At 63.0% G+C, this 22803-nt stretch carries 22 protein-coding genes; 13 read left to right on the top strand and 9 right to left on the bottom strand.

Going from position 1 to position 22803, the window contains the following annotated elements; genetic code table 11:
* Nucleotides 1-264 precede the first annotated feature (264 nt).
* Together ACEPP2_RS03390 and ACEPP2_RS03385 are read left to right on the top strand one after the other, a co-directional pair.
* Complete coding sequence (locus ACEPP2_RS03390) at nt 265-1281, top strand: glycoside hydrolase family 25 protein (RefSeq protein ID WP_395515774.1); 1017 nt, start codon at nt 265-267, stop codon at nt 1279-1281.
* A 106-nt stretch (nt 1282-1387) separates the two neighbouring features.
* Nucleotides 1388-1723 (top strand): hypothetical protein, encoded by a 336-nt coding sequence (locus ACEPP2_RS03385; protein ID WP_395515773.1) that lies wholly within the window; start codon nt 1388-1390, stop codon nt 1721-1723.
* A gap of 992 nt (nt 1724-2715) precedes the next feature.
* Here ACEPP2_RS03385 and lepA read toward each other — a convergent pair.
* The 3 genes from lepA to ACEPP2_RS03370 all read right to left on the bottom strand — a co-directional run bounded on the left by lepA (nt 2716) and on the right by ACEPP2_RS03370 (nt 6071).
* The gene (gene lepA, locus ACEPP2_RS03380; RefSeq protein ID WP_077547359.1) at nt 2716-4536 is read right to left on the bottom strand and encodes a translation elongation factor 4; all 1821 of its coding nucleotides are present in this window, start codon (nt 4534-4536) and stop codon (nt 2716-2718) included.
* A 75-nt stretch (nt 4537-4611) separates the two neighbouring features.
* The gene (locus tag ACEPP2_RS03375) at nt 4612-5481 is read right to left on the bottom strand and encodes a carbon-nitrogen hydrolase family protein (RefSeq protein WP_395515772.1); all 870 of its coding nucleotides are present in this window, start codon (nt 5479-5481) and stop codon (nt 4612-4614) included.
* Nucleotides 5478-6071, bottom strand: a complete 594-nt coding sequence (locus ACEPP2_RS03370) for a GNAT family N-acetyltransferase (RefSeq protein WP_395515771.1) — start codon at nt 6069-6071, stop codon at nt 5478-5480. Before ACEPP2_RS03370 ends, ACEPP2_RS03375 begins: the two co-directional genes overlap by 4 nt.
* An 82-nt stretch (nt 6072-6153) precedes the next feature.
* Between ACEPP2_RS03370 and ACEPP2_RS03365 the strand changes: the two genes are divergently transcribed.
* Entirely contained in the window at nt 6154-6555 is a 402-nt protein-coding gene (locus tag ACEPP2_RS03365) for a ketosteroid isomerase-related protein (RefSeq protein WP_395515770.1), read from the top strand.
* A 180-nt stretch (nt 6556-6735) separates the two neighbouring features.
* Nucleotides 6736-8241 carry a CHASE domain-containing protein gene (locus ACEPP2_RS03360; protein WP_395515769.1) on the top strand — a complete coding sequence of 502 codons (1506 nt, stop codon included), beginning with the start codon at nt 6736-6738 and terminating at the stop codon, nt 8239-8241.
* 6 nt (nt 8242-8247) lie between these two features.
* Here the strand turns inward: ACEPP2_RS03360 and chrA are convergent, their stop codons facing one another.
* Nucleotides 8248-9501, bottom strand: a complete 1254-nt coding sequence (gene chrA / locus ACEPP2_RS03355; protein WP_395515768.1) for a chromate efflux transporter — start codon at nt 9499-9501, stop codon at nt 8248-8250.
* Nucleotides 9502-9849: 348 nt separating this feature from the next.
* Between chrA and ACEPP2_RS03350 the strand changes: the two genes are divergently transcribed.
* The 5 genes from ACEPP2_RS03350 (at nt 9850) to ACEPP2_RS03330 (ending at nt 15543) form a co-directional block, all read left to right on the top strand.
* The gene (locus ACEPP2_RS03350) at nt 9850-12447 is read left to right on the top strand and encodes an ATP-binding protein (RefSeq protein WP_395515767.1); all 2598 of its coding nucleotides are present in this window, start codon (nt 9850-9852) and stop codon (nt 12445-12447) included.
* Nucleotides 12448-12568: 121 nt separating this feature from the next.
* The gene (locus ACEPP2_RS03345; RefSeq protein ID WP_395515766.1) at nt 12569-14119 is read left to right on the top strand and encodes a VOC family protein; all 1551 of its coding nucleotides are present in this window, start codon (nt 12569-12571) and stop codon (nt 14117-14119) included.
* Between the two features lie 42 nt (nt 14120-14161).
* On the top strand, nt 14162-14731 hold the full coding sequence (locus tag ACEPP2_RS03340) for a helix-turn-helix domain-containing protein (RefSeq protein ID WP_395515765.1): 570 nt from the start codon (nt 14162-14164) through the stop codon (nt 14729-14731).
* A 20-nt stretch (nt 14732-14751) separates the two neighbouring features.
* Nucleotides 14752-15297 (top strand): GNAT family N-acetyltransferase, encoded by a 546-nt coding sequence (locus tag ACEPP2_RS03335; RefSeq protein WP_077547367.1) that lies wholly within the window; start codon nt 14752-14754, stop codon nt 15295-15297.
* Between the two features lie 75 nt (nt 15298-15372).
* Complete coding sequence (locus ACEPP2_RS03330; protein ID WP_172977795.1) at nt 15373-15543, top strand: hypothetical protein; 171 nt, start codon at nt 15373-15375, stop codon at nt 15541-15543.
* An 84-nt stretch (nt 15544-15627) separates the two neighbouring features.
* Here the strand turns inward: ACEPP2_RS03330 and ACEPP2_RS03325 are convergent, their stop codons facing one another.
* The 3 genes from ACEPP2_RS03325 to ACEPP2_RS03315 all read right to left on the bottom strand — a co-directional run bounded on the left by ACEPP2_RS03325 (nt 15628) and on the right by ACEPP2_RS03315 (nt 18303).
* Nucleotides 15628-15798: a hypothetical protein gene (locus ACEPP2_RS03325; protein ID WP_156157150.1), complete on the bottom strand. Its 171-nt coding sequence runs from the start codon at nt 15796-15798 to the stop codon at nt 15628-15630.
* Between the two features lie 145 nt (nt 15799-15943).
* Nucleotides 15944-17047, bottom strand: a complete 1104-nt coding sequence (locus ACEPP2_RS03320) for a TRAP transporter substrate-binding protein (RefSeq protein ID WP_077547368.1) — start codon at nt 17045-17047, stop codon at nt 15944-15946.
* A gap of 149 nt (nt 17048-17196) precedes the next feature.
* Complete coding sequence (locus tag ACEPP2_RS03315; RefSeq protein WP_395515764.1) at nt 17197-18303, bottom strand: TRAP transporter substrate-binding protein; 1107 nt, start codon at nt 18301-18303, stop codon at nt 17197-17199.
* 222 nt (nt 18304-18525) lie between these two features.
* On the opposite strand from ACEPP2_RS03315, the gene mbfA reads away from it, so the two are divergent.
* Nucleotides 18526-19518, top strand: a complete 993-nt coding sequence (gene mbfA / locus ACEPP2_RS03310) for an iron exporter MbfA (protein ID WP_077547370.1) — start codon at nt 18526-18528, stop codon at nt 19516-19518.
* A 57-nt stretch (nt 19519-19575) separates the two neighbouring features.
* Here the strand turns inward: mbfA and ACEPP2_RS03305 are convergent, their stop codons facing one another.
* The gene (locus ACEPP2_RS03305; RefSeq protein ID WP_395515763.1) at nt 19576-20190 is read right to left on the bottom strand and encodes a transglutaminase-like cysteine peptidase; all 615 of its coding nucleotides are present in this window, start codon (nt 20188-20190) and stop codon (nt 19576-19578) included.
* Nucleotides 20191-20321: 131 nt separating this feature from the next.
* Entirely contained in the window at nt 20322-21128 is an 807-nt protein-coding gene (locus ACEPP2_RS03300) for an alpha/beta hydrolase (RefSeq protein WP_395515762.1), read from the bottom strand.
* Nucleotides 21129-21304: 176 nt separating this feature from the next.
* On the opposite strand from ACEPP2_RS03300, the gene infC reads away from it, so the two are divergent.
* From infC to rplT, 3 genes are all read left to right on the top strand, one after another.
* Nucleotides 21305-21841: a translation initiation factor IF-3 gene (gene infC, locus ACEPP2_RS03295; protein ID WP_077547933.1), complete on the top strand. Its 537-nt coding sequence runs from the start codon at nt 21305-21307 to the stop codon at nt 21839-21841.
* A 199-nt stretch (nt 21842-22040) separates the two neighbouring features.
* On the top strand, nt 22041-22244 hold the full coding sequence (gene rpmI, locus ACEPP2_RS03290) for a 50S ribosomal protein L35 (protein ID WP_052641458.1): 204 nt from the start codon (nt 22041-22043) through the stop codon (nt 22242-22244).
* A 38-nt stretch (nt 22245-22282) separates the two neighbouring features.
* Nucleotides 22283-22687 carry a 50S ribosomal protein L20 gene (rplT, locus tag ACEPP2_RS03285; protein ID WP_052641460.1) on the top strand — a complete coding sequence of 135 codons (405 nt, stop codon included), beginning with the start codon at nt 22283-22285 and terminating at the stop codon, nt 22685-22687.
* Nucleotides 22688-22803: the final 116 nt, after the last annotated feature.

Below are 22803 nucleotides of genomic sequence, written 5' to 3'. Positions count from 1 at the left end.
CTCCCAAAATCTGGAACGGGATAGGCCTGACGACATCAAGTGATGCGATCTGTGGAGGAACCGGGATCGCGGCCTAAAGTTCCCAGAATTGCCGCAATTCGCTACTGCCTCGCCGAGGGGAGGCTACCGTTTGGCGCCATCATGGTCGTGCTCGTTAAGAATGGATTCAATCTTTGGCGGTAATCTTCCGTTAGCTTTTTCCGTGCGCGCGTCCCGGCGTCGTGTGCGGCTGCCTTCGATCCCTGTTTTGCGTACGTGGGTGCCATGCGTCGTTCCGCCATCTCCGCCATTGCCATGGTTGCCTTCGCCCTGTCGGGCTGCACGTCGAGCTCGGGTCCCGAGGCTCTCGTCGCCGGTCTGCCTTCAAGGGAGGTGACGAGTTCCGTTAAACCCGCGGCGCCGGTTCCCGCAGCGGTCGTGGGAGAGGCGAAGCCGCTCGCCTGGGCGGAGGATGAGACCGGCAGTGCGCCGCTGGCGGCCATGACTACGACCGTCGGCATGCCGACCCCCTCGTCGCGCCCGCTGGGGATGCTTCTGCCGGATAATCCTGCCGGCGCAGGCCCCGTCACGCGTTCGCGGGTCTACAGCCAGCGCTTCAGCGACGCCAAGCCGATCAATTTCGGCAAGGTCCAGCCGCAGCATTACGCCGTGCACGGCGTCGACGTCTCCCGCTGGCAGGGCGAGATCGACTGGCCGAAGCTCAGGACGCAGGGCGCGAACTTCGCCTACATCAAGGCCACGGACGGCGGCGACCATCTCGACCCCATGTTCAAGACCAACTGGCAGCGGGCCAAGGAGGCCGGCATCCGCCGCGGCGCCTACCACTTCTTCTACTGGTGCCGGCGCGCAAGCGAGCAGGCCGACTGGTTCATCCGTAACGTGCCGCGTGATCCCGACGCCCTGCCGCCGGTGATCGACGTCGAGTGGAACGGCGATTCCGCCTGCAAGCGTCGCCCGTCGCCTGCCGATGTTCGCGAAAAGATGCAGGTCTTCATGGACAAGCTGGAGCGTCACTACGGCCAGCGGCCGGTGATCTACACGGCCCCTGACTTCTACAAGGACAACCTCGTCGGCGCCTTCGAGAACTATCCCTTCTGGCTGCGCGCCGTCGCCCAGCACCCGTCCAAGGTCTATCCGGGCCGCAAGTTCGTCTTCTGGCAATATTCCGGTTCGGGCCTGTCACAGGGCGTGAACGGCAAGATCGACCTCAACGTCTTCAACGGCTCCGTCGAGGGCTGGCACAACTGGGTCGAGGCGAGGACGATGACCGCCCGAAACTGACGGATCCGCTTGCTCTTCCATGGGTTCCGGAGACGCATCGAATCTTTGACGGAACAAATTTCCGTGAGTCTCCGTTCTTCTGCCAGGTTAAACGGAGGAAGAACCCATGACCTATGATCCGAATGACAATCGTCCGGACCTGCGCGACCGCCGCCCGGACATGGTGCATAACAACGTCGACGCCCGCCGTAGCTCGTCCTGGGTGCCGTGGGTGGCCGTTCTGGCCGTCCTGCTGATCGGCGCCTTCATCTGGGGCAATATGGGTGGCGAGCCCGGTACCGACCCGGCGACGACCTCCTCGACGACGAATTCGGAAGCCATGGACAGCGCTCCGGCTCCGGTCGCTCCGGCACCGGGCGGTGGCGCAACCGACGCTGCCCCGGCCGCACCCGCCGACCCGGCAACACCGCCCGCTGCAGGTGGCGCCACGAACGGCGGCTAATCAGCCCCACATCATCTTCCCGAGCCGCTCGCCATCCTTGGCGGGCGGTTTTTCTTTGGGGCGACGAAGGTATGCCACGTCAGCAACTCTTGGTGAGGGGTTCCCTTGTCCTCGGGTCAAGCCCGAGGATGACGAGCGGACAGACTCCTCTCTTGGCGATCCACGGGTCTCACTGCGTTCGCCCGAGGAAGACGAACAATTTCAAATCGGAGGGGGCGCTGAAAGCTGCCTCGTAAAGTTAGTTTATGTGGCACCTCTCAGCGCCCCGTTCGGCAGTTTGTGCCCGCGACTCCGGTCTCTCTGCAAGGGTCGAGTGGGGAGGTGTTTGACCGCCGGTTTCCTGGGTGCCGAGGCTTCTTGCCCCGGCATCTCGTCGGACCTGGAGGTCCGGCGACATCCTCTCCATCGACCCCCTTGTGTGCCGCACAGGCACGCCCGGCGCGCACTTTCGGGCATCAAGAGACGAGGGCCGGTCCGAAACCCTTCGCCTCTCCCCGTGTCGCCGGAGGGAGACCATTTTCCGCGGACCCCGATGGTGAAAGTGCACGTCGTCCCTCCACCACCAGCGCCGGCCCCACCTCGCCAGGACGCCTCCTGGTGTATCCGCAGCGGGACGGGGATAGTGTAGGTATGGGTTTTGGGGGAGGGGATGAAGGAGGACGAGAATTCGTGCAAGATGTTGATGTTGTTGATGGGGCTGCGTGAAAACGTCCCCCTCTTCGCCTCCGGTGCGCCCCCCTCACCAACAAAATCTACGACTTAGCTGAAGCTAAGATCGTGATTTTGTAACCTCTCCCACAAGGGGAGAGGGAGAGTGTCGAGGGTGCGGCCCCGTCTCCTCTCCCCCTGTGGGAGAGGATGTCAATTTCAGCATCTTAGCGTCAGCTAAGTGCTAGAAATTGCAGGTGAGGGGGCTGCAGTGTGCGCAATCTATAGGTCCAAGAGCCCCCGTTGCCGAGGATTGATGCAACCGCGGAACGGATCTCGCCTCCTCACTCATCCCCCATCTTCAGCGCCGCAATGAACGCTTCCTGCGGGATTTCGACCTTGCCGAACTGGCGCATGCGCTTTTTGCCTTCCTTCTGCTTGTCGAGAAGCTTGCGCTTGCGCGTGGCATCGCCGCCGTAGCACTTGGCGGTCACGTCCTTGCGGAGCGCCCGCACGGTTTCGCGGGCGATCACCTTGCCGCCGATCGCGGCCTGGATCGGGATCTGGAACATGTGCGGCGGGATGAGTTCCTTCAGCTTTTCGCACATGCCGCGGCCGCGCCGGTCGGCGGCGGAGCGGTGGACGAGCATGGAAAGCGCGTCGACCGGATCGCCGTTGACGAGGATAGACATCTTCACGAGGTCGCCGGCGCGGTAGTCGATGATGTTGTAGTCGAAGGAGGCATAGCCCTTGGAGATCGACTTCAGCCGGTCGTAGAAATCGAAGACCACTTCGTTGAGCGGCAGCTCGTAGGTGATCATCGCCCGGTTGCCGACATAGGTAAGCTCGGTCTGGATGCCGCGCCGGTCCTGGCAGAGCTTCAGGATGCCACCGAGATATTCGTCGGGCGTCATGATCGTCGCCTTGATCCACGGCTCGCGGATCTCGTCGATCTTGACGACGTCCGGCATGTCGGCCGGGTTGTGCAGTTCCTTCTCGGTGCCGTCGGTCAGCGTCATCTGGTAGACGACGGACGGGGCGGTCGCGACGAGATCGAGGTTGAACTCGCGCTCCAGGCGCTCCTGGATGATTTCGAGGTGCAGCAGGCCGAGGAAGCCGCAGCGGAAGCCGAAGCCAAGCGCGGCCGAGCTTTCCATCTCGAAGGAGAAGCTCGCATCGTTGAGGCGAAGCTTGCCCATGGCCGAGCGAAGGTCCTCGAAGTCGGCGGCATCGACCGGGAAGAGGCCGCAGAAGACGACCGGCTGGGCGGGCTTGAAGCCCGGCAGCGCGGAAGCCGTCGGCTTCTTGTCGTCGGTGATCGTGTCGCCGACGCGGGTATCGGCCACTTCCTTGATCGAGGCGGTGATGACGCCGATCTCGCCGGGGCCGAGGGAGTCCATCTGCAGCATCTTCGGGGTGAGCACGCCGACGCGCTCGACGCCATAGCGGGCGCCGGTGCCCATCATGCGGATCTGCTGGCCCTTGGTCAGCACGCCGTCGATGACGCGCACGAGGACCATGACGCCGAGATAGGTGTCGTACCAGCTATCGACGAGGAGGGCCTTGAGCGGCGCCTTCTCGCCACCCTCGCTCTTCGGCGGCGGCAGCTTGTGCACGATCGCTTCGAGCACGTCCGGAATGCCGAGGCCGGTCTTGGCGGAGATCATCACGGCGTCGGAGGCGTCGATGCCGATCACCTCCTCGATCTGCTCCTTGATGCGGTCGGGCTCCGCCGCCGGCAGGTCGATCTTGTTGAGGACGGTGACGAGCTCGTGGTCGTTGTCGATCGCCTGGTAGACATTGGCAAGCGTCTGGGCTTCGACCCCTTGCGAGGCGTCGACCACCAGCAGCGAGCCCTCGCAGGCCGAGAGCGACCGGGATACTTCGTAGGCGAAGTCGACATGGCCGGGGGTGTCGATCAGGTTCAGGACATAGGTCTCGCCGTCCTTGGCCTTGTAGTGCAGGCGCACCGTCTGCGCCTTGATGGTGATGCCGCGCTCGCGCTCGATATCCATGGAATCGAGGACCTGTTCCGACATCTCGCGTTCGGCAAGGCCGCCGCAGGTCTGGATCAGCCGGTCGGCAAGGGTGGACTTGCCGTGGTCGATATGCGCGACGATGGAGAAGTTGCGGATGTGGTCGAGGGGCGTGCGATCGGTGCTCATGGCTCGCGCATATAGCAGCGGTCAAAGGCGACGCATAGCCGGTAGTCACCGGCATTTGCGACAAATGCGCTGCTTTCAGCGTGCGAACTGCTCCGGCCAGTCGCGGCGGGTGGCGACCTGGCCTTCGGTGCGCAGCCGCGCGACATCCGCAAGATCGACCTCGACGATGAGCCATGACGTTTGCTCGACGGTATCGGACGGGCTTTCCGCGACGATGCCGGAAGGCGGCATGCCGTAGTCGGAGGGAACGTATAGGGCAGCGCGGCCGCGGTTCTCGTCCATCGCAGGGGACCAGGGCGCGGTGCCGGCGGTGGGCGAGGAGAGGACGGCATACTGGTTTTCCAGCGCCCGCGCCTGGGCGCCGATCCGCACCCGGTAGCTGCCGGCGAGCGTATCGGTGCAGGAAGGCGCGAGCACCAGCTCGACGCCGAGCTCGGCGAGCCGGCGGCCGAGCATGGGAAACTCGTTGTCGTAGCAGATTAGGATGCCGAGCGTGCCGAGCGGGGTCTCGAAGGCGCGAAGACCGCCCACCCCGGCGGCAATCCCCCATTGCTCCCGCTCGAAACGGGTCATGATCTGCTTGTCCTGATGACCGATGATCCCGTCCGGCCCGAACAGCCAGGCGCGGTTGCGGTACTGGCCGTCATGATCGAGCACCGGGGCGGAGCCGGGCTGGAAGACGATGCGGTGCTTGCGGGCGAGCGCCTCGCACAGCTCCAGCCAGCGCGGGATCAGCGGCTGGATGCCGGCGATCGACCCGTGCAGGTCGGAGCGGGTGGCGGCATCCAGCTGGCCGGCGAGCACCAGACCGGCATATTCCGGCATCAGCAGCAGTTCCGCACCCTGGGCGGTAGCCTCTTCCACGAGCCGGGTGAGGTGGCGGAGATAGTCGTCCCAGCCCTCGATCAGCTCGATGGCATACTGGCAGGCGGCGAGCTTCATCATGCGGCAAGGTCCTTGATCCAGAAGGAGAGCGGCTTCGGGCTTTCGCTCGTGTCGTCGAGGTCACGCCAGGTGAAGGTGGTGCGAAGCTCGGGGTGATGGCGGTAGCCGCGCTTGTGCCAGAAGGCGTCGAGCGGCACGTAGTCCGCGGAGCGACGCGGATGATCTGACGGGCGTTCGACGGCACAGAAGGTCGTGTAGCGGAGGCCGAAGCGGTGTGCTTGTGCTTCCCGCTCGGCGAAGAAGGTGACACCGATGCCGCGGCCCCGATAGGCGGGCAGGAGAACGCTTTCGCCGAAGTAGAAATAGTCCGCGGGGTCGCGTCCGGACGCGAGGAAGGGCGCCTTCACCTCGTCCGTCTCGGCGGTCATCGGCGTGCCGGTGGAGGCACCGACGACCGTACCGTCGTCGATCGCCAGGACGAAGATCGACCCTTGCGAACGGGCGTAGGTGGCGAGGTAGCGCTCCTCATAGGCGAGGTCACCATCATAGAGGTAGGGGAAGTCGCGGAAGACGGCGATGCGCAACCGCGCGACATCGGTAAGCCGGGCGGCAGCCTCGGCGCCGGAAAAGGTTTTGATTTCGAGTGTCATAGATTATGTTCAGCCGGTTTCGATGTCGTTATACCGTCGCCGTCCAACCATTCCAACCCTCTGCCAGACCCCGGGGACACGCATGACCGCTACCGAGATCGTCCGCGCCTATTACGATGCCTTCAACGCACAGGATATGGAGCGCTTCCTGGCGCTGCTGACCGACGACGTCGTGCACGACATCAACCAGGGCGAACGGCAGGTGGGCAAGGACGCCTTCGCCCAGTTCATGGATCACATGAACCGCTGCTACCGCGAGCGGCTGACGGACATGGTGGTGATGGCGAGCGAGGATGGTCGGCGCGCCGCGGCGGAGTTCATCGTCAACGGCGAGTATTTGGCAACCGACGAGGGGCTGCCGGAGGCGAGCGGCCAGACTTACCGGCTGCCGGCCGGCGCCTTCTTCGAGATCCGCGACGGCAAGGTCGCGCGGGTCACCAACTACTACAACCTCCACGACTGGATTGCGCAGGTCGGGGCGTGAGCGCGCTTGATGCGCCATCCTTTCGCCACGAGGTTCAATTTGCAGCCGTAATCCTGCGGGATAGGGCGTGGGCAGGACGATCCGTTCAGCGGACGCCGACAGGGGCGCAGGGCAAAAGGACAGGGGACGCTGAGTAGGCAAACGGGACAACGAATAGGTCCGCTCATCGCAGGCGCCGCCGTGCTGCTCCTGGCGCTCGGGACTGCGGGCGTGATGGAGCGCATGCGGTCCCAGCAGAACCTCCATGACCTCGGAATGCTCGCCGAGCGGATCGAGGGGCGGATTGCGGCGCAGACCTCTCTCCTGTCCTTCCTGCGCTCATTCCTGGTCGCCAATGACTACAGGGTGGATGTTGCCGATATCCGCCATTTCCTCAATCTCCGCCCAGAAAACGACCTCACCGGCGGCATGCAGGGCATCGGCATCGCACTTTACCAACCGACGGAGGACACGGCGGCTGCGCTGGACATCCTGCGGTCTTCCTATGCGGGCGACCAGCGCATCTGGCCGGAGACGGACCAGTCCTACCGTTTTCCCATCGTGCTCCTGGAACCGCCCGACGACCGAAACCGTGCGGCCTATGGCTACGACATGTATTCGGAGCCGATCCGGCGTGAGGCGATGGAGCGGGCCTGGCGCACGGGCAAGGCAGCGGCGACTGCGCCGGTCGAGCTGGTGCAGGAGATCACCCAGCAGAAGCAGGCAGGCTTCCTCATCTACCTGCCGGTCCTCTCGCCGGACGCGCAGTCCATCCACAGCATGGTCTACGCTCCCTATCGGATCGGCGATCTCATGGAGACGGCGCTATCGGTGCCGACCGACCTTGGGGTCGAGGCCCGGCTCGTCGATGCCAAGACCGGAACGGTCATGCTGGAGCCGGAACAGCCCGTGGCCTGGCAAGGGAGGTTCCCGATCATGGTCGCCGACCGGGAATGGGTCATCCACCTTGCCTTCCGAGATCCGGGCAGCCTTTTCTCTCGTCCTTCCATAATCACCCTGCTGGTGGGGGGGCTCGTCGCCGTCCTGCTTCAGCGTCTCCTGCAGCAGCGTGAGCAGCGCATTGCGGCAGAGCGCGAGGTGGCCCGCGAGGCGCGCCTGGCTGCGGAGCAGCGCGGTCTTCTCCTCGACGAGAGCAAGCATCGTCTCAAGAACTCGATTGCCCGAATAGCGGGGATAGCGAGGCTGGCTGCGCGCGAGGCGACGAGCAAGGAGGAGTTCCTGTCGGCGCTCGAGCGACAACTCCAGGCGCTGGCCGCGGCGCAGGATCTTCTCAATCCCACGCTCGGGGGCGGAGTCGACCTGGAGGCACTTCTTAAAGCCGAACTCGCCTCGGTGGGGGGAAGCACGGATGCGGTTACCTTCGACGGACCGCCGCTGACGCTCGACTCGAACCAGGCGCAGGCCTTGGGATTGGTGCTGCATGAGCTTCTGACCAATGCCCTGAAATATGGCGCGCTCGGCCATGCCGGCGGGTCTCTCGACGTGCGCTGGACGACGGCCTCCGGCGCCAGGCTGGAGTGGGTGGAGCGCAGCGACAGCATCGTCGATCTTGAAGCAAGCGGCTTCGGCACGCGGCTGATCGAGACGCTGGTGAAGCGTCAGCTGGGCGGAACCCTCTCCCGCACGGTCGAGGAGGGACGCTACAGGCTGGTCATCGAATGGCCGCTGAAGCAGGTTGGCGTTTAGACCCCGTCACGCCAACGCAAGCCCGGCACCGCCCAGGGCCATGATGAGGACCACGATCCAGGGCGGCGCCCCCCAGACCACCAGCAGCAGGAAGCCGGCAAGCGCGAGCGCAAAGTCGTAAGGGCTGAGGATGGCACTGGTCCAGACCGGGTTGTAGAGGGCGGAGCCGAGGATGCCGACAACGGCGGCATTGGCGCCCCGCATCGCTGCCTGTGCAAATGGCCGTTTGCGGAAGCGGTCCCAGAAGGGCAAAACACCGACGAGCAGCAGGAGGCCCGGCGTAAATATCGCAAGCAGCGCGATCACGGCGCCCGCTATGCCATTCGGCCCTGGCCCCATGACGGCCCCAAGATAGGCGGCAAAGGTGAAAAGCGGACCGGGCACCGCCTGGGCTGCGCCATAGCCGGCGAGGAAGGCGTCATTTGTCACCCAGCCCGGGGCCACGACTTCCGCCTGGAGCAGGGGCAACACCACGTGGCCGCCGCCGAAAACCAGTGCTCCGGCACGGAAGAAGGCATCTGCAAGGGACAGACCCTGCGCCTCCAACGCGACGGAAAGGATCGGCAGCCCGAACAGCAGGAGGAAGAAGCCCAGCAGACAGATCATGCCGACGCGGCGCGGCACCCTGAAGGAAAGGTGACCGGACTCCACCGCTGGCCCCTGGCGGCAAAGGATGAGACCAGCCAGCGCGCCGACAAGGATTGCTGCGACCTGTCCTGCAGAACCTGCAGCCACCACGACCATGATGACGGCCGCCAGCGCGATCCCTGCGCGTGGCCTGTCCGGCGTGAGGCTCCTGGCCATGCCCCAGACCGCCTGCGCGACCACCGCGACGGCAACCACCTTGAGCCCATGCAGCAAGCCGGTGGCGACCGGGCCGTCGAGGGCGGCGGCGGCGAATGCGAAGATCACGAGCAGCGCTGCCGAGGGAAGGGTGAAGGCTGTCCAGGCGGCCAATGCCCCAAGCGGCCCGCCACGCAGAAGCCCGAGTGCAAATCCTACCTGGCTGGATGCGGGGCCTGGGAGGAACTGGCAGAGGGCCACCAGATCGGCGTATCCGGTTTCCGTTATCCACCTGCGGCGCACTACGAGCTCGTCCCGGAAATAGCCGAGATGCGCGATCGGACCGCCGAAGGAGGTAAGGCCGAGCTTCAGGAAAGCTCCAAACACTTCCGAGAGTGTTCCACGCTCAACTGTCGCGGTGGCTGGCTCGGAAGGGGGCGATGCGGTGGATTGCGTCAATGGGCGGGTCCTTCGCATGACGTGGCTGGCGCGAGAAGAAATGGCAGTTGGAGCGGTAATGCTACGGCAAACTGATGACAAGCGGGCGATCATGGTGGCCGCGATCATCCTGGCATGATCAGGCAAGGATGTGCACTGGAGCGCGTGGGTCAAGCTCGAGAGCGGTCGCACGGTTAATCCTCCTGCCCCGGGGCGGGCGTCAAGCGGCCCGCCTTCAGGGATCCGGAGGAGAGAGAATATGGTTAGGTGGCGCCGCCAATTAGCGTCTTCTGAGGCACTTCACTTCGCGACCTGGAGCCCTAATTCTGCTCCTCAGCGGATCAGGGGCCCATGGCAAGCAGCATATTCCCATCATCGACAGGCTTGATGGCTGACAAGATCAGGTCTTTTGCGTGGGAAAGGACGCCGCTCGGACCGATCGAGTCCTGGTCGCCTGCCCTCAAGATTGCAGTCGAAGCAGTCGTTGCGTCGAGGTTTCCGCAGTGCCTGTTCTGGGGCCCGGATCTGATCGCGATCTACAATGACGAATTCCTGCCGATACTCGGTGCCAAGGAAGAGGCCTTGGGCCAGCCTCTTCGGGTGACATGGAGCGAGACCTGGGAGGCGCTGAGGCCGATCGCAGAGGACGCGTTGGCGGGCATAGCCGGCTACCACGAAGACTTCCCGTTGCAGACCACACGCCATGGCCATACGGAAACGGCCTACTTCACCTTCTGCTACGCCCCGGTCCGTGACGAGAACGGCACCGTGCTCGGCATGCTGGACACGGCCATCGAGACGACGGATGCGGTCCACGGTCGAAGGACCCTCATTTCCGAACGCGAGCGTTATCGGCAGATGTTCGAGAATGCTCCAGGCTTCATGGCGATGCTGAGCGTACCGGATTTTCGCATCGAGTATGCCAATCCCGCCTATATGCGGCTGGTCGGCGACCGCGACGTCATCGGCAGGAAAGTCATCGACGCGCTTCCCGAGGCGATTTCGCAAGGATATCTCGATATTCTGCAGGAGATCCTGCAGTCCGGGAAGGCCTATGCGGCCGCGGGAAAGCTCTTCACCTTCATGCCTCCTGCTGCAGCGCAGGCCCAGGATCGATATCTGGATTTCGTCTACCAGCCCATCCGGAGCCCGGGAGGCGAAATAACCAACATCTTCGTGTCGGGCTCCGATGTCACGGAGAGAACACTGGGCGAAGAGAAGCTGAGACGCTCGGAGGCGCGGCTTCGATTCCTGGACGATCTGGCAAAGGAGACGGGCAAGGGCGCCGACGCCGACACCATTCTGGCAGTCACGACCAGAATGGTGGGCGAGTACCTGAAGCTGTCCAACTGCGCTTATGCGGACATGGACGACGATGAAGATGGATTCACCATACGCGGCGACTGGGCCGCCGAGGGCTCACCTTCCATCGTTGGTCATTACAGCCTCGCCGCCTTTGGAAGGCTTGCGGTTTCCAACCTAACCCGAGGTCTGCCCCTCATTATCAACGACAATCTCCGAGAACTCGCGCCGGAAGAGGCCAAGACGTTCCAGGATATCGGTATTGCCGCCACGATCTGCATGCCCCTGCTGCGGGGCGGAAAGCTCACCGCATTGATGGCGATGCACGACAAGGTGCCGCATACCTGGTCGGCCGAGGAGCTTGCGCTCATACGCGAGGTCACCGAACGGTCCTGGGCCCACATCCAGCGTGTCAGGGTGGAGGCGGAACTGCGGAGCGCGGCCGAGGCGCTTGCTGCACTCAACGCGTCGCTTGAAGCCCGTGTGGAAGAACGGACCGCTGCTCTGGTCCAGGCTGAGGAAGCACTTCGCCATTCCCAGAAGATGGAAGCGGTCGGGCAACTCACCGGCGGTCTGGCCCATGACTTCAACAACATCCTCGCCGGGATCGGTGGCAGCTTAGAACTGATGAACACACGTCTATCCCAAGGCAGGATCGCGGATGTGGACCGTTATCTGCACGGGGCGCAGTCTGCGGTGAAGCGGGCCGCGGGATTGACGCAGCGCCTCCTTGCCTTTTCCCGGCGCCAGACGCTTGATCCGAAGCCGGTAGACCTCAATCGGCTGGTGGCGGGAATGCAGGACCTGATCGCGCGAAGCGTCGGTCCGTCCGTCGCAGTCGAATCCGTCGCGGCCGGAGGGCTCTGGACAACCTTTGCTGACGTCGGCCAGCTCGAGAATGCCCTACTTAACCTCTGTATCAATGCGCGCGACGCGATGCCGGACGGTGGAAAGGTCACCATAGAAACCGCCAACCGATGGATGGATGAACGCGCCGCTCGCGAACGTGGGTTGGCGCCGGGGCAATATGTTTCGCTGTGCGTGAGCGATACCGGGACAGGCATGTCTTCCGAAACGATCGCACGCGCTTTTGACCCCTTCTTCACCACGAAGCCGACCGGCCAGGGCACCGGACTTGGCCTCTCCATGGTCTACGGGTTCGCGGGACAGTCGGGCGGATCCGCTCGCATCTACTCCGAGGTCGGTCAGGGGACCATGGTGTGCCTTTACCTGCCGCGTTATGCCGCCGAAGCGCCTGACGAGGAGGAATTCGAGCGTGAGCCCGAAGCGCCGCGAGCATCGGGCAGCCAGACGATCCTGGTGGTCGATGACGAGCCTCTTGTGCGTATGGTTGCGGTCGAGATCCTGACGGAGCTGGGATACGACGTCCTGGAGGCGGACGACGGGCCATCGGCAATGAGACTGCTCCAATCCCATCGGGATATCTGCCTGTTGCTGACCGATGTGGGCCTCCCCAACGGCATGAACGGTCGCCAGCTTGCTGATGCCGCCAGGCTGGGCCAGCCGGACCTGAAGGTTCTCTTCATCACCGGCTACGCTGAAAACGCCGTTCTGAACCACGGCCATCTGGAACGTGGAATGCAGGTCATGACGAAGCCGTTTTCCGGCGAGGCGCTCGCGAGGCGGGTGAACGACATCATCAAGGGCGAACAAGGCAGTTGAACCTGCAAGCGTCACAGGCCGTAACGAGACATCAGCAGCCTTTCATCATGCCAAACCGATTCATCCTATCCCGCCGCCGCGGGAGCAATTACGGTACCGTTCTCGCAACCGGAACCCGCCCATGCCTGCCTTGCCCTTCGCCACCGGAATCCATCATGTCACCCTGATTACCCGGCGGGTGCAGGACAATATCGATTTCTATGTCGGCTTCCTGGGGCTCCACCTGGTGAAGCGCACCGGGGGCTTCGAGGATGCCGAGCAACTGCATCTCTTCTACGGCAATGCAGAGGCAGAGCCGGGCACGCTCGTCACCTTCCTCGTCTGGGAAGACGGCGCCTCGGGGCGGATAGGCAATGGCCAGGTCTCCGAGATCGCCTTCTCCGTGCCGCAGAACACGATCGGCGAATGGCTGACGAGGGCGATCACCTACCGGGTGCCGGTAGAAGGCCCGTTGCACGAATTGGGCGAGACGGTGTTGCGGTTGAAGGATCCAGACGGGATCATCGTCAAGCTCGTCGCAAACGGGCCTCCGATGCCTGACATGCCGACGGACGGCCTGGCAGTGCAGCGTCTGCGTGCCGTCACCTTGCTGACCGAGACGCCGGAGGAGACGGCGGCATTCCTCGGCCGCTTCGGATACCGCCCGGGGGCCGCCTCCGGCTCGCTACAGAGGATGCTTTCAGATACCGATGCGGTCGACGTGCGGGATGCCAGCGGCTATGTGCCAGGAATTCCCGGAACAGGGACGGCGGATCATGTCGCCTTCCGCGCCGCCGACCTCGCGGCCGTCGAACGAGCCGAGGCGGAGCTTTCCAGGCGCAACGCCTCCCCGACCACGCTCCACGACCGGAAGTACTTCACCTCGCTTTACGTCCGCGAACCGGGTGGAACGCTGATCGAGTTCGCGACCGACGGTCCTGGTTTTGCGATCGACGAGGAGCCAGGCCATCTCGGCGAGACGCTCTTCGTGCCGCCGCACGACCTTGAGCGCGCGGAAGACCTGAAGGTGCTGCTGCCACAGTTCTCCCTGCCGGGCGAGCCGCGCATGCCGCGCCGTGACCTCCCCTTCGTCCACCGCTTCTTCGTGCCGGAGACGCCGGGAGATGAGACACTGGTGCTGCTGCATGGCAGCGGTGGCAACGAGGCGGCGCTGATGCCGCTTGCGCATCGGGTCGCGCCGCAGGCAACGCTTCTCGGCGTACGGGGCCGTGCCGCGGAGGAGGGTTTTCCCCGTTGGTTCCGGCGCCTGCCGGCGGCTCGCTTCGACCAGCAGGACATCCGTAGCGAAGCCGAGGCCTTCGCCGCCTTCGTTGAAGGCGCCATGGACGGCTACCGGCTTGATCCGGAGCAACTGGTCTTCCTCGGCCAGTCCAACGGCGCCAACTTCCTGGCGGCGATCATGGCGCTCCATCCAGGACTTGTGCGCCGCGCTATCCTGCTGCGGCCCATGCTGGTTCTGGAAGAGCCGCCGATTGTCGATCTGACGGGGACGGACGTGATGATGGTAAGTGGCAGGTTGGATATCGCCGCACCGTCGGCACGCCAACTGGAAAGCTGGCTGAGGGCGTGTGGGGCGCGGCTGACCAGCCACGTGATCGACGCTGGTCATCCGCTCACCGACCAGGATCTGCCATTGGTGAGCGACTGGCTGGAGAGCCAGCGCCAAATGTGAAACCCAGTTGACTCCATTATAAGAGACGTTAATTCTCTCATAATGGACAGCGTTCCAATCGATCGATCAATCGCCGAGCGTGTACGGACCCTGCGGGCAGAGCAGGGGCTGACCCTGGACGAACTCGCGGAACGCTCCGGCGTCAGCCGGGCGATGATCTCGCGTATCGAAAGGGCAGAGGCAAGCCCGACGGCAGCGCTGCTGGCGCGGCTGTGCGAAGCGCTGGGAATGACACTGTCCGGCTTTTTTGCCGAGGTCACGGATGTCTCGTCGCCGCTCAGTCGGCGGCAGGAGCAACGGCTCTGGCGAGACCCGCATACGGGTTACCTGCGACGATCGGTTTCCCCGCTGGGCATGCCGAACCGGGTGGACATCGTGGAGGTGGAGTTTCCGCCGGGCGCCCGGGTGAGTTTTCCACCGCGCGCCGAGAGCCGCTCGATGACCCAGCATGTCTGGCTGCTGGAGGGGGCGTTGCAGATGACGATCGGCGAGACGGTGCACCATCTGCAGCCGGGCGACTGTCTGTTCATGGATCTCGGCGATGCCTTCGACTTTTACAATCCCGGTCAAAGTCCGGCGAGATATGCGGTCATCCTCGACCGCGGACGGTGAGGAAAGAAAGGAAGGACACGATGGCGACGATCCACATCGCCGATGCTGATGCAGCACGCGCAGCCATACCGGCCCTCTGTGAGGTTCTCGCTGACTGTATCAATGGCGGTGCCTCGCTGGGCTTCATGCTTCCCTTCGCGCCCGAGGATGCGACGGGGTACTGGGGGCAGGTCGCCGAGGAGGTCGAGCTGGGTCGCACGATCCTGGCACTCGCCGAGCTGGAGGGCAGGGTGGTCGGCACGGTGCAGGTTGGAATGGCGACCAAACCGAACCAGCCGCATCGCGGCGACCTGATGAAGCTGCTCGTGCACCGTTCGGCCCGCGGCCACGGCCTATCGCGCCTGCTGATGGACGCGGTGGAGGCCGAGGCGGCGCGACGCGGCCGCACACTGCTGGTTTTGGATACGGCCACCGGCAGCGAGGCGGAGCGTATCTATCCGCGCTTCGGCTGGGAGCGGGTAGGCATGATACCTGAATACGCGATGTGGCCGGATGGCGGGTTCTGCGACACCACCTTGTTCTACAAGCGGATTGACAGCTATGCGTTGCCGGGTGCGTCATCCTGACGCCCTGAATGAAGGAACATCGAGCTTTGACCGTGGTTGAGTCTGGGTCACCAACTCAAAAGACGGAGACGAAGCATGACCAAGAGTGACGTAAAGGAAGCCATCAAGCGCGCCGAGAAGCAGGTTGAGAACACCAGTGGCGGCGGACACCTGGGTGGGACCTACTACGGTCAGGAGCCGGACGGGAAGACGGCGTCCAGCAACTCCAATGTCGGGCGCAACCGCCCGAATACGGGCGCTGCCTAGGCAGCCCAATCCAAGAGTTTCGGGCCCCGCCATGTGCGGGGCTCATCTATTTGGGGATGTCACGGGGTATCGGAGCGGGAAGTCTTAGCGGACCACGGCAGCGTTCAGGTCCTTGGCGAGATAGACACGCGGCGCGGATGGGCCATCGTCCATCGTTGCCGCAACGAAGCTGCCGCCGGCAATGACGAGGAGCATGAAAAGGACAGCGGTGCCGAGGCCGCCCTTGGCCTGGCGCGGGGGGTGGTGGTATGCCATGAAGTCTCTCCGGTGTGGTCTGCACAGAACGGATGAGGCGGCTTGGCGTTCCCACGAATGTGGCCGAAAAGTAGCGTTGCCTAATAATAAAAAGCCCCGCACACGGCGGGGCTTCGGGTTCTGCGCCGAGGGGGCTGTCTGAAGCCTACAGCGCACCATTGCGCTGCTGGATCATCATGAAGGTGTCGAAGCTGTACTCCGCCACCTGGGCCCAGAGATAAGCGTCCTTCTTGAAGGCCAATTGGCTGTCATAGAGCTTCTTGAAGTCGGGACTCTTTTCCGAAAGCTCCGCATAGGTCTCCATGGCTGCCTTGTAGCAGGCTTCCATCACCTCCTGGCTGAAAGGCTTGAGGATGGCGCCTTCGGCGACCAGTTGCTTGAGGGCCGTCGCATTCTGCGCGTCGTAATTGGCCAGCATCTTGTTGTTGGCAGAGGCACAGGCATTGGCGAGGATCTGCTGATAACTCTTCGGCAATCCGTTCCACTTCTCCAGGTTGAAGAAGGCATGCATGGCGGGGCCGCCTTCCCACCAGGCGGGATAGTAGTAGTACTTGGCGACCTTGTGGAAGCCGAGCTTCTGGTCGTCATACGGTCCGACGAATTCCGTCGCGTCGATCGTACCCTTCTCCAGAGCCGGATAAACGTCGCCGGCCGCGATCTGCTGCGGCGTCACGCCCACCTTCGTCATGATCTGCCCGGCAAGGCCCGCGATCCGCATCTTCAGACCCTTGAGGTCGTCGATCGTATTGATCTCCTTGCGGAACCAGCCGCCCATCTGGGTGCCGCTGTTGCCCGCGGGCAGCGCGTAGAGGTTCCGCGGAGCCAGGAACTCGTTGATCATGTCCGTGCCGCCCGTTTCGAACCACGCATTGGTCATGCGCGCATTCAGGCCGAACGGTATGGCAGTTCCGAGCGCAAAGGCCGGATCCTGCCCGATGTAGTAGTAGGAGCAGGTATGGGCCATCTCCACCGTGCCATTTGCAACGGCATCGGCGGCTTGGAGGCCCGGGACGATCTCGCCGGCAGCGAACACCTGGATGGTGAACCGGCCATCGGTCGCGTTCTTGACGCTGTCGGCGATCTCGTTGGCGGCGCCGAAGATGATGTCGAGGTTCTTCGGGAATGACGAGGTGAGCCGCCAGGTGATCTGTGGCTGCTCCTGGGCGATGGCCGGGGCGGCAAGCGTGGCGGCCGTTGCGGCGCCCGCGCCGGCCGTTGCGGCCTGTCTCAAGAATCTTCTGCGGTCCATGGGTGTTCTCCTGGTGACGAATGATGGCAGGTTCGGCGGCTAGTTAAGGCTCAGAATCCGGCGGCCGCAAGCGGGATCCGGTGTCGCGGCCATCCCGTCGCTGCTGGAATGTGGGAGAGCCTTGGAGCGGGCTCTCCCATTGCATGGAGTCAGAGCGTGCCGTTGCGCTGCTGGATCATCATGAAGGTGTCGTAGCTGTACTCGGCGATCTGCGCCCAGAGATAAGCGTCCTTCTTGAACGCCTGCTGGCTGTCGTAGATCTTCTTGAAGGCCGGGTTGCTCGCCGAGATCTCGGCATAGGTTTCCTGCGCCGCCTTATAGCTGGCGTCGAGGATTTCCTGGCTGAAGGGTCGCAGGATCGCGCCGGCAGCCACCAGTTCCTTCAGCGCAACCGGGTTGCGGGCGTCGTAGCGCTCCAGCATGCTGGCGCTGCCGGCAGCGCAGGCATCCGTCAGGATACGCTTGTAGTTGTCTGGCAGGCTGTTCCACTTTTCGAGATTGACGAACGCGTGGACGGCCGGGCCGCCTTCCCACCACGCCGGATAGTAGTAGTACTTGGCGACCTTGTGGAAGCCGAGCTTCTGGTCGTCATACGGTCCGACGAACTCCGTGGCGTCGATCGTGCCCTTCTCGAGTGCGGCATAGACATCGCCGCCGGCAATCTGCTGCGGCGTGACGCCAACCTTGCTCATGACCTGGCCGGTGAGGCCGGCAATGCGCATCTTCAGGCCCTTGAGGTCTTCGATCGTGTTGATTTCCTTCCGGAACCAGCCACCCATCTGGGCGCCGGTATTGCCGAGCAGGATGGAGTGGATGTTGTAGCCGGACAGGAACTCGTTGAGCAGTTCATTGCCGCCGGCCTGATTGAACCAGGCATTGGTCTGGCGTGCGTTGAGGCCGAACGGGACCGCGGTACCGAGCGCGAACGTCGGATCCTTGCCGACATAATAGTAGGCGCAGGTATGGGCCATTTCGACCGTGCCGGAACTGACGGCATCTGCCGCCTGCAGCGCCGGGACGATTTCGCCGCCCGCGAAGTGCTGGATCACGAAATTGCCGTTCGATGCCTCGCGGACGTGCTCCGCGACGATTTCCGCCGCACCGAAAAGGATGTCGAGACCCTTGGTGAAGGACGAAGTCATCCGCCACGTGATCTTGGGATTTTCCTGGGCGATCGCGGGGGTGGCAAGTGTAGCCGCCGAGCCGGCGAGGATGCCGGCCGTGCCGGCCTGACGGATGAAGTTTCTGCGGTTCATGGGACGATGCCTTTCTAGATAGAGCGCGCGGCCGAGGCCGCAGCTTTCGGCCTTGTAAGGCGATCATTTCCCGAACGGCAAGCCCGACAAGTCGATAATTGCGTAAAGCCGGGTCACCAAATCGCGATTATTGCGACCAGGCTTCCTTGTTCTGGGGCGGCGTCGAACTTGATCGTCGTGTCGAGAAGAATTAGATTAGAATAATTCTAAAAGAGGTTTTCGATGTTTGCTACCCTGCTTCCCTCCGCACTTTCGTCACGCCGCTCCTTTGATTCTCTCAGCGAAGAGGAAATCCTCGCCCTCGCCATCGGTGCGGAGGAGGAGGATGCGCGCATCTACAAGGCCTATGCCGAGAACCTTCGTGAGCGATATCCGGCCTCCGCGAAGGTGTTCGAGGACATGGCCGACGTGGAGCAGACCCACAAGAACATGCTGATCGATATGTTCCGCTCCCGTTTCGGCGAGGAGATCCCGCTCATCCGCCGCGAACACGTTCGCGGCTTCTATGCCCGGCGCCCTGACTGGCTCGTCCGCAACCTGGCGCTCGAGACAATCCGCGAACAGGCGCGCGCAATGGAGGAGCAGGCGTTTCGCTTCTACACCGAAGCGGCAAAGCGGGTGAGCGATGCCTCGACACGACGGCTTCTCGGTGACCTTGCGCTTGCCGAACAGGGCCATGAGGAAATTGCCCAGGCTCTTACGGAAAAGCATGTCGGCGAGGGGGAGCGGGAAGAGGAAGACGCGACCGCGCATCGCCAGTTCATCCTGACCTATGTGCAGCCGGGACTGGCAGGACTGATGGATGGATCGGTCTCCACGCTGGCGCCGATCTTCGCCGCCGCCTTCGCCACGCAGGACACCTGGTCGACCTTCCTCATCGGCCTTTCGGCTTCGGTCGGTGCCGGTATTTCCATGGGATTCACCGAAGCCGCCCATGACGACGGCAAGATTTCCGGACGCGGCTCACCCGTGAAGCGGGGCCTCGCCTCGGGCATCATGACCGCGATTGGCGGTCTCGGACATGCGCTGCCCTACCTGATCCCGCATTTCTGGACTGCAACCATTCTCGCCGGCATCGTCGTCTTCGTGGAGCTTTGGGCAATTGCCTTCATCCAGAACCGTTACATGGAAACGCCCTTCATGCGGGCGGTGATGCAGGTGGTGCTCGGAGGATCGCTAGTGCTGGCGGCCGGCATCATCATCGGACATGGCTAGCAAGCGGACACAAAAAAAGCGGGCCTAGCCCGCTTCCTTTGTCTGATATGAAGCGGCTTAGCGCAGGGCGCCGACCACGACGTCGCTGCCGTTTTCGATGCTGACCCAGCGGCCGGTGCTGAAGGATGCCTGCCGCTTCAGGTAGGTGTAGGAGGTCTCGTTCCAGAGCTTCACGTCCGGATCAAGGTTGTCGAGGATGAAGTCGCCCTGCGCGGTGCGGACCGTCAGGACCGCATGTCCTTCGCCATCCGGCTTGCGGACGACGGTGATGAGAAGGTCCGAAAGCGAGAAGCCCTTGGCGGCGAGCTCACGCCGCTTCAGCAGCGCATAATCCTCGCAGTCACCGACGTCCTTCGGATAGACCCAGACTTCTTCGCGACCGTAGATATCCCTGTCCGTCATCGCCTTGATCCGCGAATTGACCGACTGGTTGATGTTCTTGACGATCGCCCACCCGTTGGGGGTCAGCTTTGGCGCCGGGCTGGAAGCGAGCCGCATGTTGCATTCGCCAGGGTTCTGGCGGCAGAACTCATAATGTCCGATCGGCTGGGACGTCACGTCCCCTGTCACCATGTGCGCCTGAGAGCGCGGCGCCGGCACCGCGGCTGACGTCGGCGCAAGTATAGATGCGAGGATCACAGCAATCAGCTGTGCCTTCGAGGCAATTCTCATGGACCCGTCCCTTCAAGTCTTAACAAAACGTTAAGTCGGGGCGGGTCGGACTGTCAATCGATCAACTTTTAGGGATTCATTCTCATAGTGATTATGGTTAAGGGTGATGCATTTGAGTATCAGCTTAATTATTAATCACAATTTATGAGGGTCGCGAGTGCCGAGCGCAGTTTTTCGAGGTCCTGGGGGCGGGACAGGCGGTGGTCGCCGTCGCGGATCAGCGTCAGGACGACGTCGTCTGCGGGAAGGTGCTCCATCAGCGTCAGGGCATGCTTGTAAGGCACGTCCGGATCCGCCATTCCCTGCAGGATATGCACCGGGCAGCCGGTTTCGATGATTCCCTTCAGGACCTGGTTCGCTCGCCCGTCCTCCAGCAGGGCGCGAGTGTAGATGTTCGGCTCCGGGCTGTATTCCGAAGGCTCCTCGAAGTAACCCTTGTCTTTCAGTGCCTGGAGCTGATCCTCGGTCAGGTGGGGCTCGATGAGCTCGGACGTGAAATCGGGAGCCGGAGCGATGAGGGCGAGGCCGTCAAGCGCGGGGCTGCCGCGGCGGCGCAATTCGCGTGCCAGGAGTAGGGCGATCCATCCTCCCATGGACGAGCCGACGAGGACCACCCGCGTGGGCTTCAAAGCGTCGAGCACGGCAAGAGCCTCCTCAAGCCAGCGGGAAATCGTGCCGTCACGAAACTCGCCCCCCGATGCGCCATGGCCGGAGTAATCGAAGCGAATCGCTTCAGAGCCGCATTCCGCCGCCAAGGCGTCCATTTCGATCGCCTTTGTGCCGCTCATGTCCGAGCGGTAGCCACCGAGCCACACGAGTGCGGGTGCCTCGGGTCTGGTCTCCGCCGGGCGATGAAGGATCGCAATCTCCCGCGTCGAACCGGGAGGACCGACAAGGACGGACTTGGGTTGTGGCGGCTTGATCTGATCTTCTGGCATTGGGATTCCTTATGTGTCGGCGCTTTATAGACCAGATTCCCGTCCCGCGGGCAGCAGGTGATTTTTTCGAAAAGCTATGCTATTGACTTCGCCGTCGTGATCACGACATTGCCGACGCTTCCGCGATTTCAGCGGATTTGCGGCGTTTTACGGAAACAGCCAAGGAGAATACGACCATTCGCAGACCGTTCAAAGCCGATGCCCCCGTCAAGGAAGGGCCGCGCTCAAACCGGGAAATCCGGGTTCCTAGGGTTCAGCTTATCGACGCCGATGGAAACAACCTCGGCCCCGTTGCGACAGACGAAGCGTTGAGGATGGCGGAAGACGCCGGCCTGGACCTTGTCGAGATCTCTCCGAACAATGATCCGCCGGTATGCAAGATTCTCGATCTGGGCAAGCTGAAATACGCCAACCAGAAAAAGGCTGCCGAGGCGCGCAAGAAGCAGAAGATCGTCGAGATCAAGGAAATCAAGATGCGCCCGAACATCGACACCCATGACTATGAGGTGAAGATGAAGGCGATCAACCGGTTCTTCGAGGACGGTGACAAGGTTCGCGTGACATTGCGCTTCCGCGGTCGCGAGATGGCTCACCAGGAACTTGGTCTGAAGCTCCTGCAGCAGGTCAAGGAAGACACGGCGGAAATCGCCAAGGTCGAGGCCGAGCCGAAGCTCGAAGGTCGCCAGATGATGATGGTGCTGGCGCCGCGTTGAGCGCCGGTCCCCACGCCGGGGAGCCTCAGCAGAGGGCTTGGATCCGGCGCCAAAACCTTTCGCCAATGCCGTTGCGCTTTTTCCCGACTGCGGGTATAAGCGCGCGTCCGAACGGTCCGGCAGGGCATGCCGAGGCCGTTCTTAATATGCTTGAAGCTGGCCTCGTCAGCGGGCTTCACAAGAAGAATGGAGTAGCAAAATGCCCAAGATGAAGACGAAATCCTCCGCCAAGAAGCGGTTCAAGATCACGGCTTCCGGCAAGGTCCTCGCGGCCGCTGCTGGCAAGCGCCACGGAATGATCAAGCGGTCCAACAAGTTCATCCGCGATGCACGCGGCACGATGGTCCTTGCCGAACCAGATGGCAAGAAGGTCGTCAAGAACTACCTGCCGAACGGTCTCTGAGACCCTTTCGCTATTTGGATCATTAAGGAGATCATGACATGGCACGCGTAAAACGTGGCGTAACGTCCCGCGCCAAGCACACCAAGACCCTCAAGGCCGCCAAGGGCTTCTACGGCCGCCGCAAGAACACCATCCGCGCTGCAAAGGCCGCGGTCGACCGTTCGCGCCAGTATGCCACCCGCGACCGCCGGGTTAAGAAGCGCAACTTCCGCGCCCTGTGGATCCAGCGTATCAACGCAGCCGTCCGCGAATCTGGCCTCACCTACGGCCGCTTCATCGACGGCCTGAACAAGGCCGGCATCGAGGTCGACCGCAAGGTCCTGTCCGACATGGCGATCCACGAGCCGGCTGCCTTCGGTGCCCTCGTCGAGGCTTCCAAGAAGGCTCTCGAGTACCTCAAGGATGCAGGCACGGCCAACGAGTTTGAAAGCGCGGTTCGTTAACCAGCGCTTCCCAGGCTCTTTAGCTTCATAGTTTTTGGGAAACCCGCGCTGGTTTGGGCTGGCGCGGGTTTTTCTTTTGCCCGTCACGACACGACGTTAACAACGACGCCGAGCAT

It is taken from the genome of Pseudorhizobium flavum (assembly GCF_044142885.1).
In the GTDB taxonomy this organism is placed as follows: Bacteria; Pseudomonadota; Alphaproteobacteria; order Rhizobiales; family Rhizobiaceae; genus Neorhizobium; species Neorhizobium flavum.
Note: the sequence above shows the minus strand (reverse complement) of the source record. Positions and strands in the feature narration are given on the sequence as shown.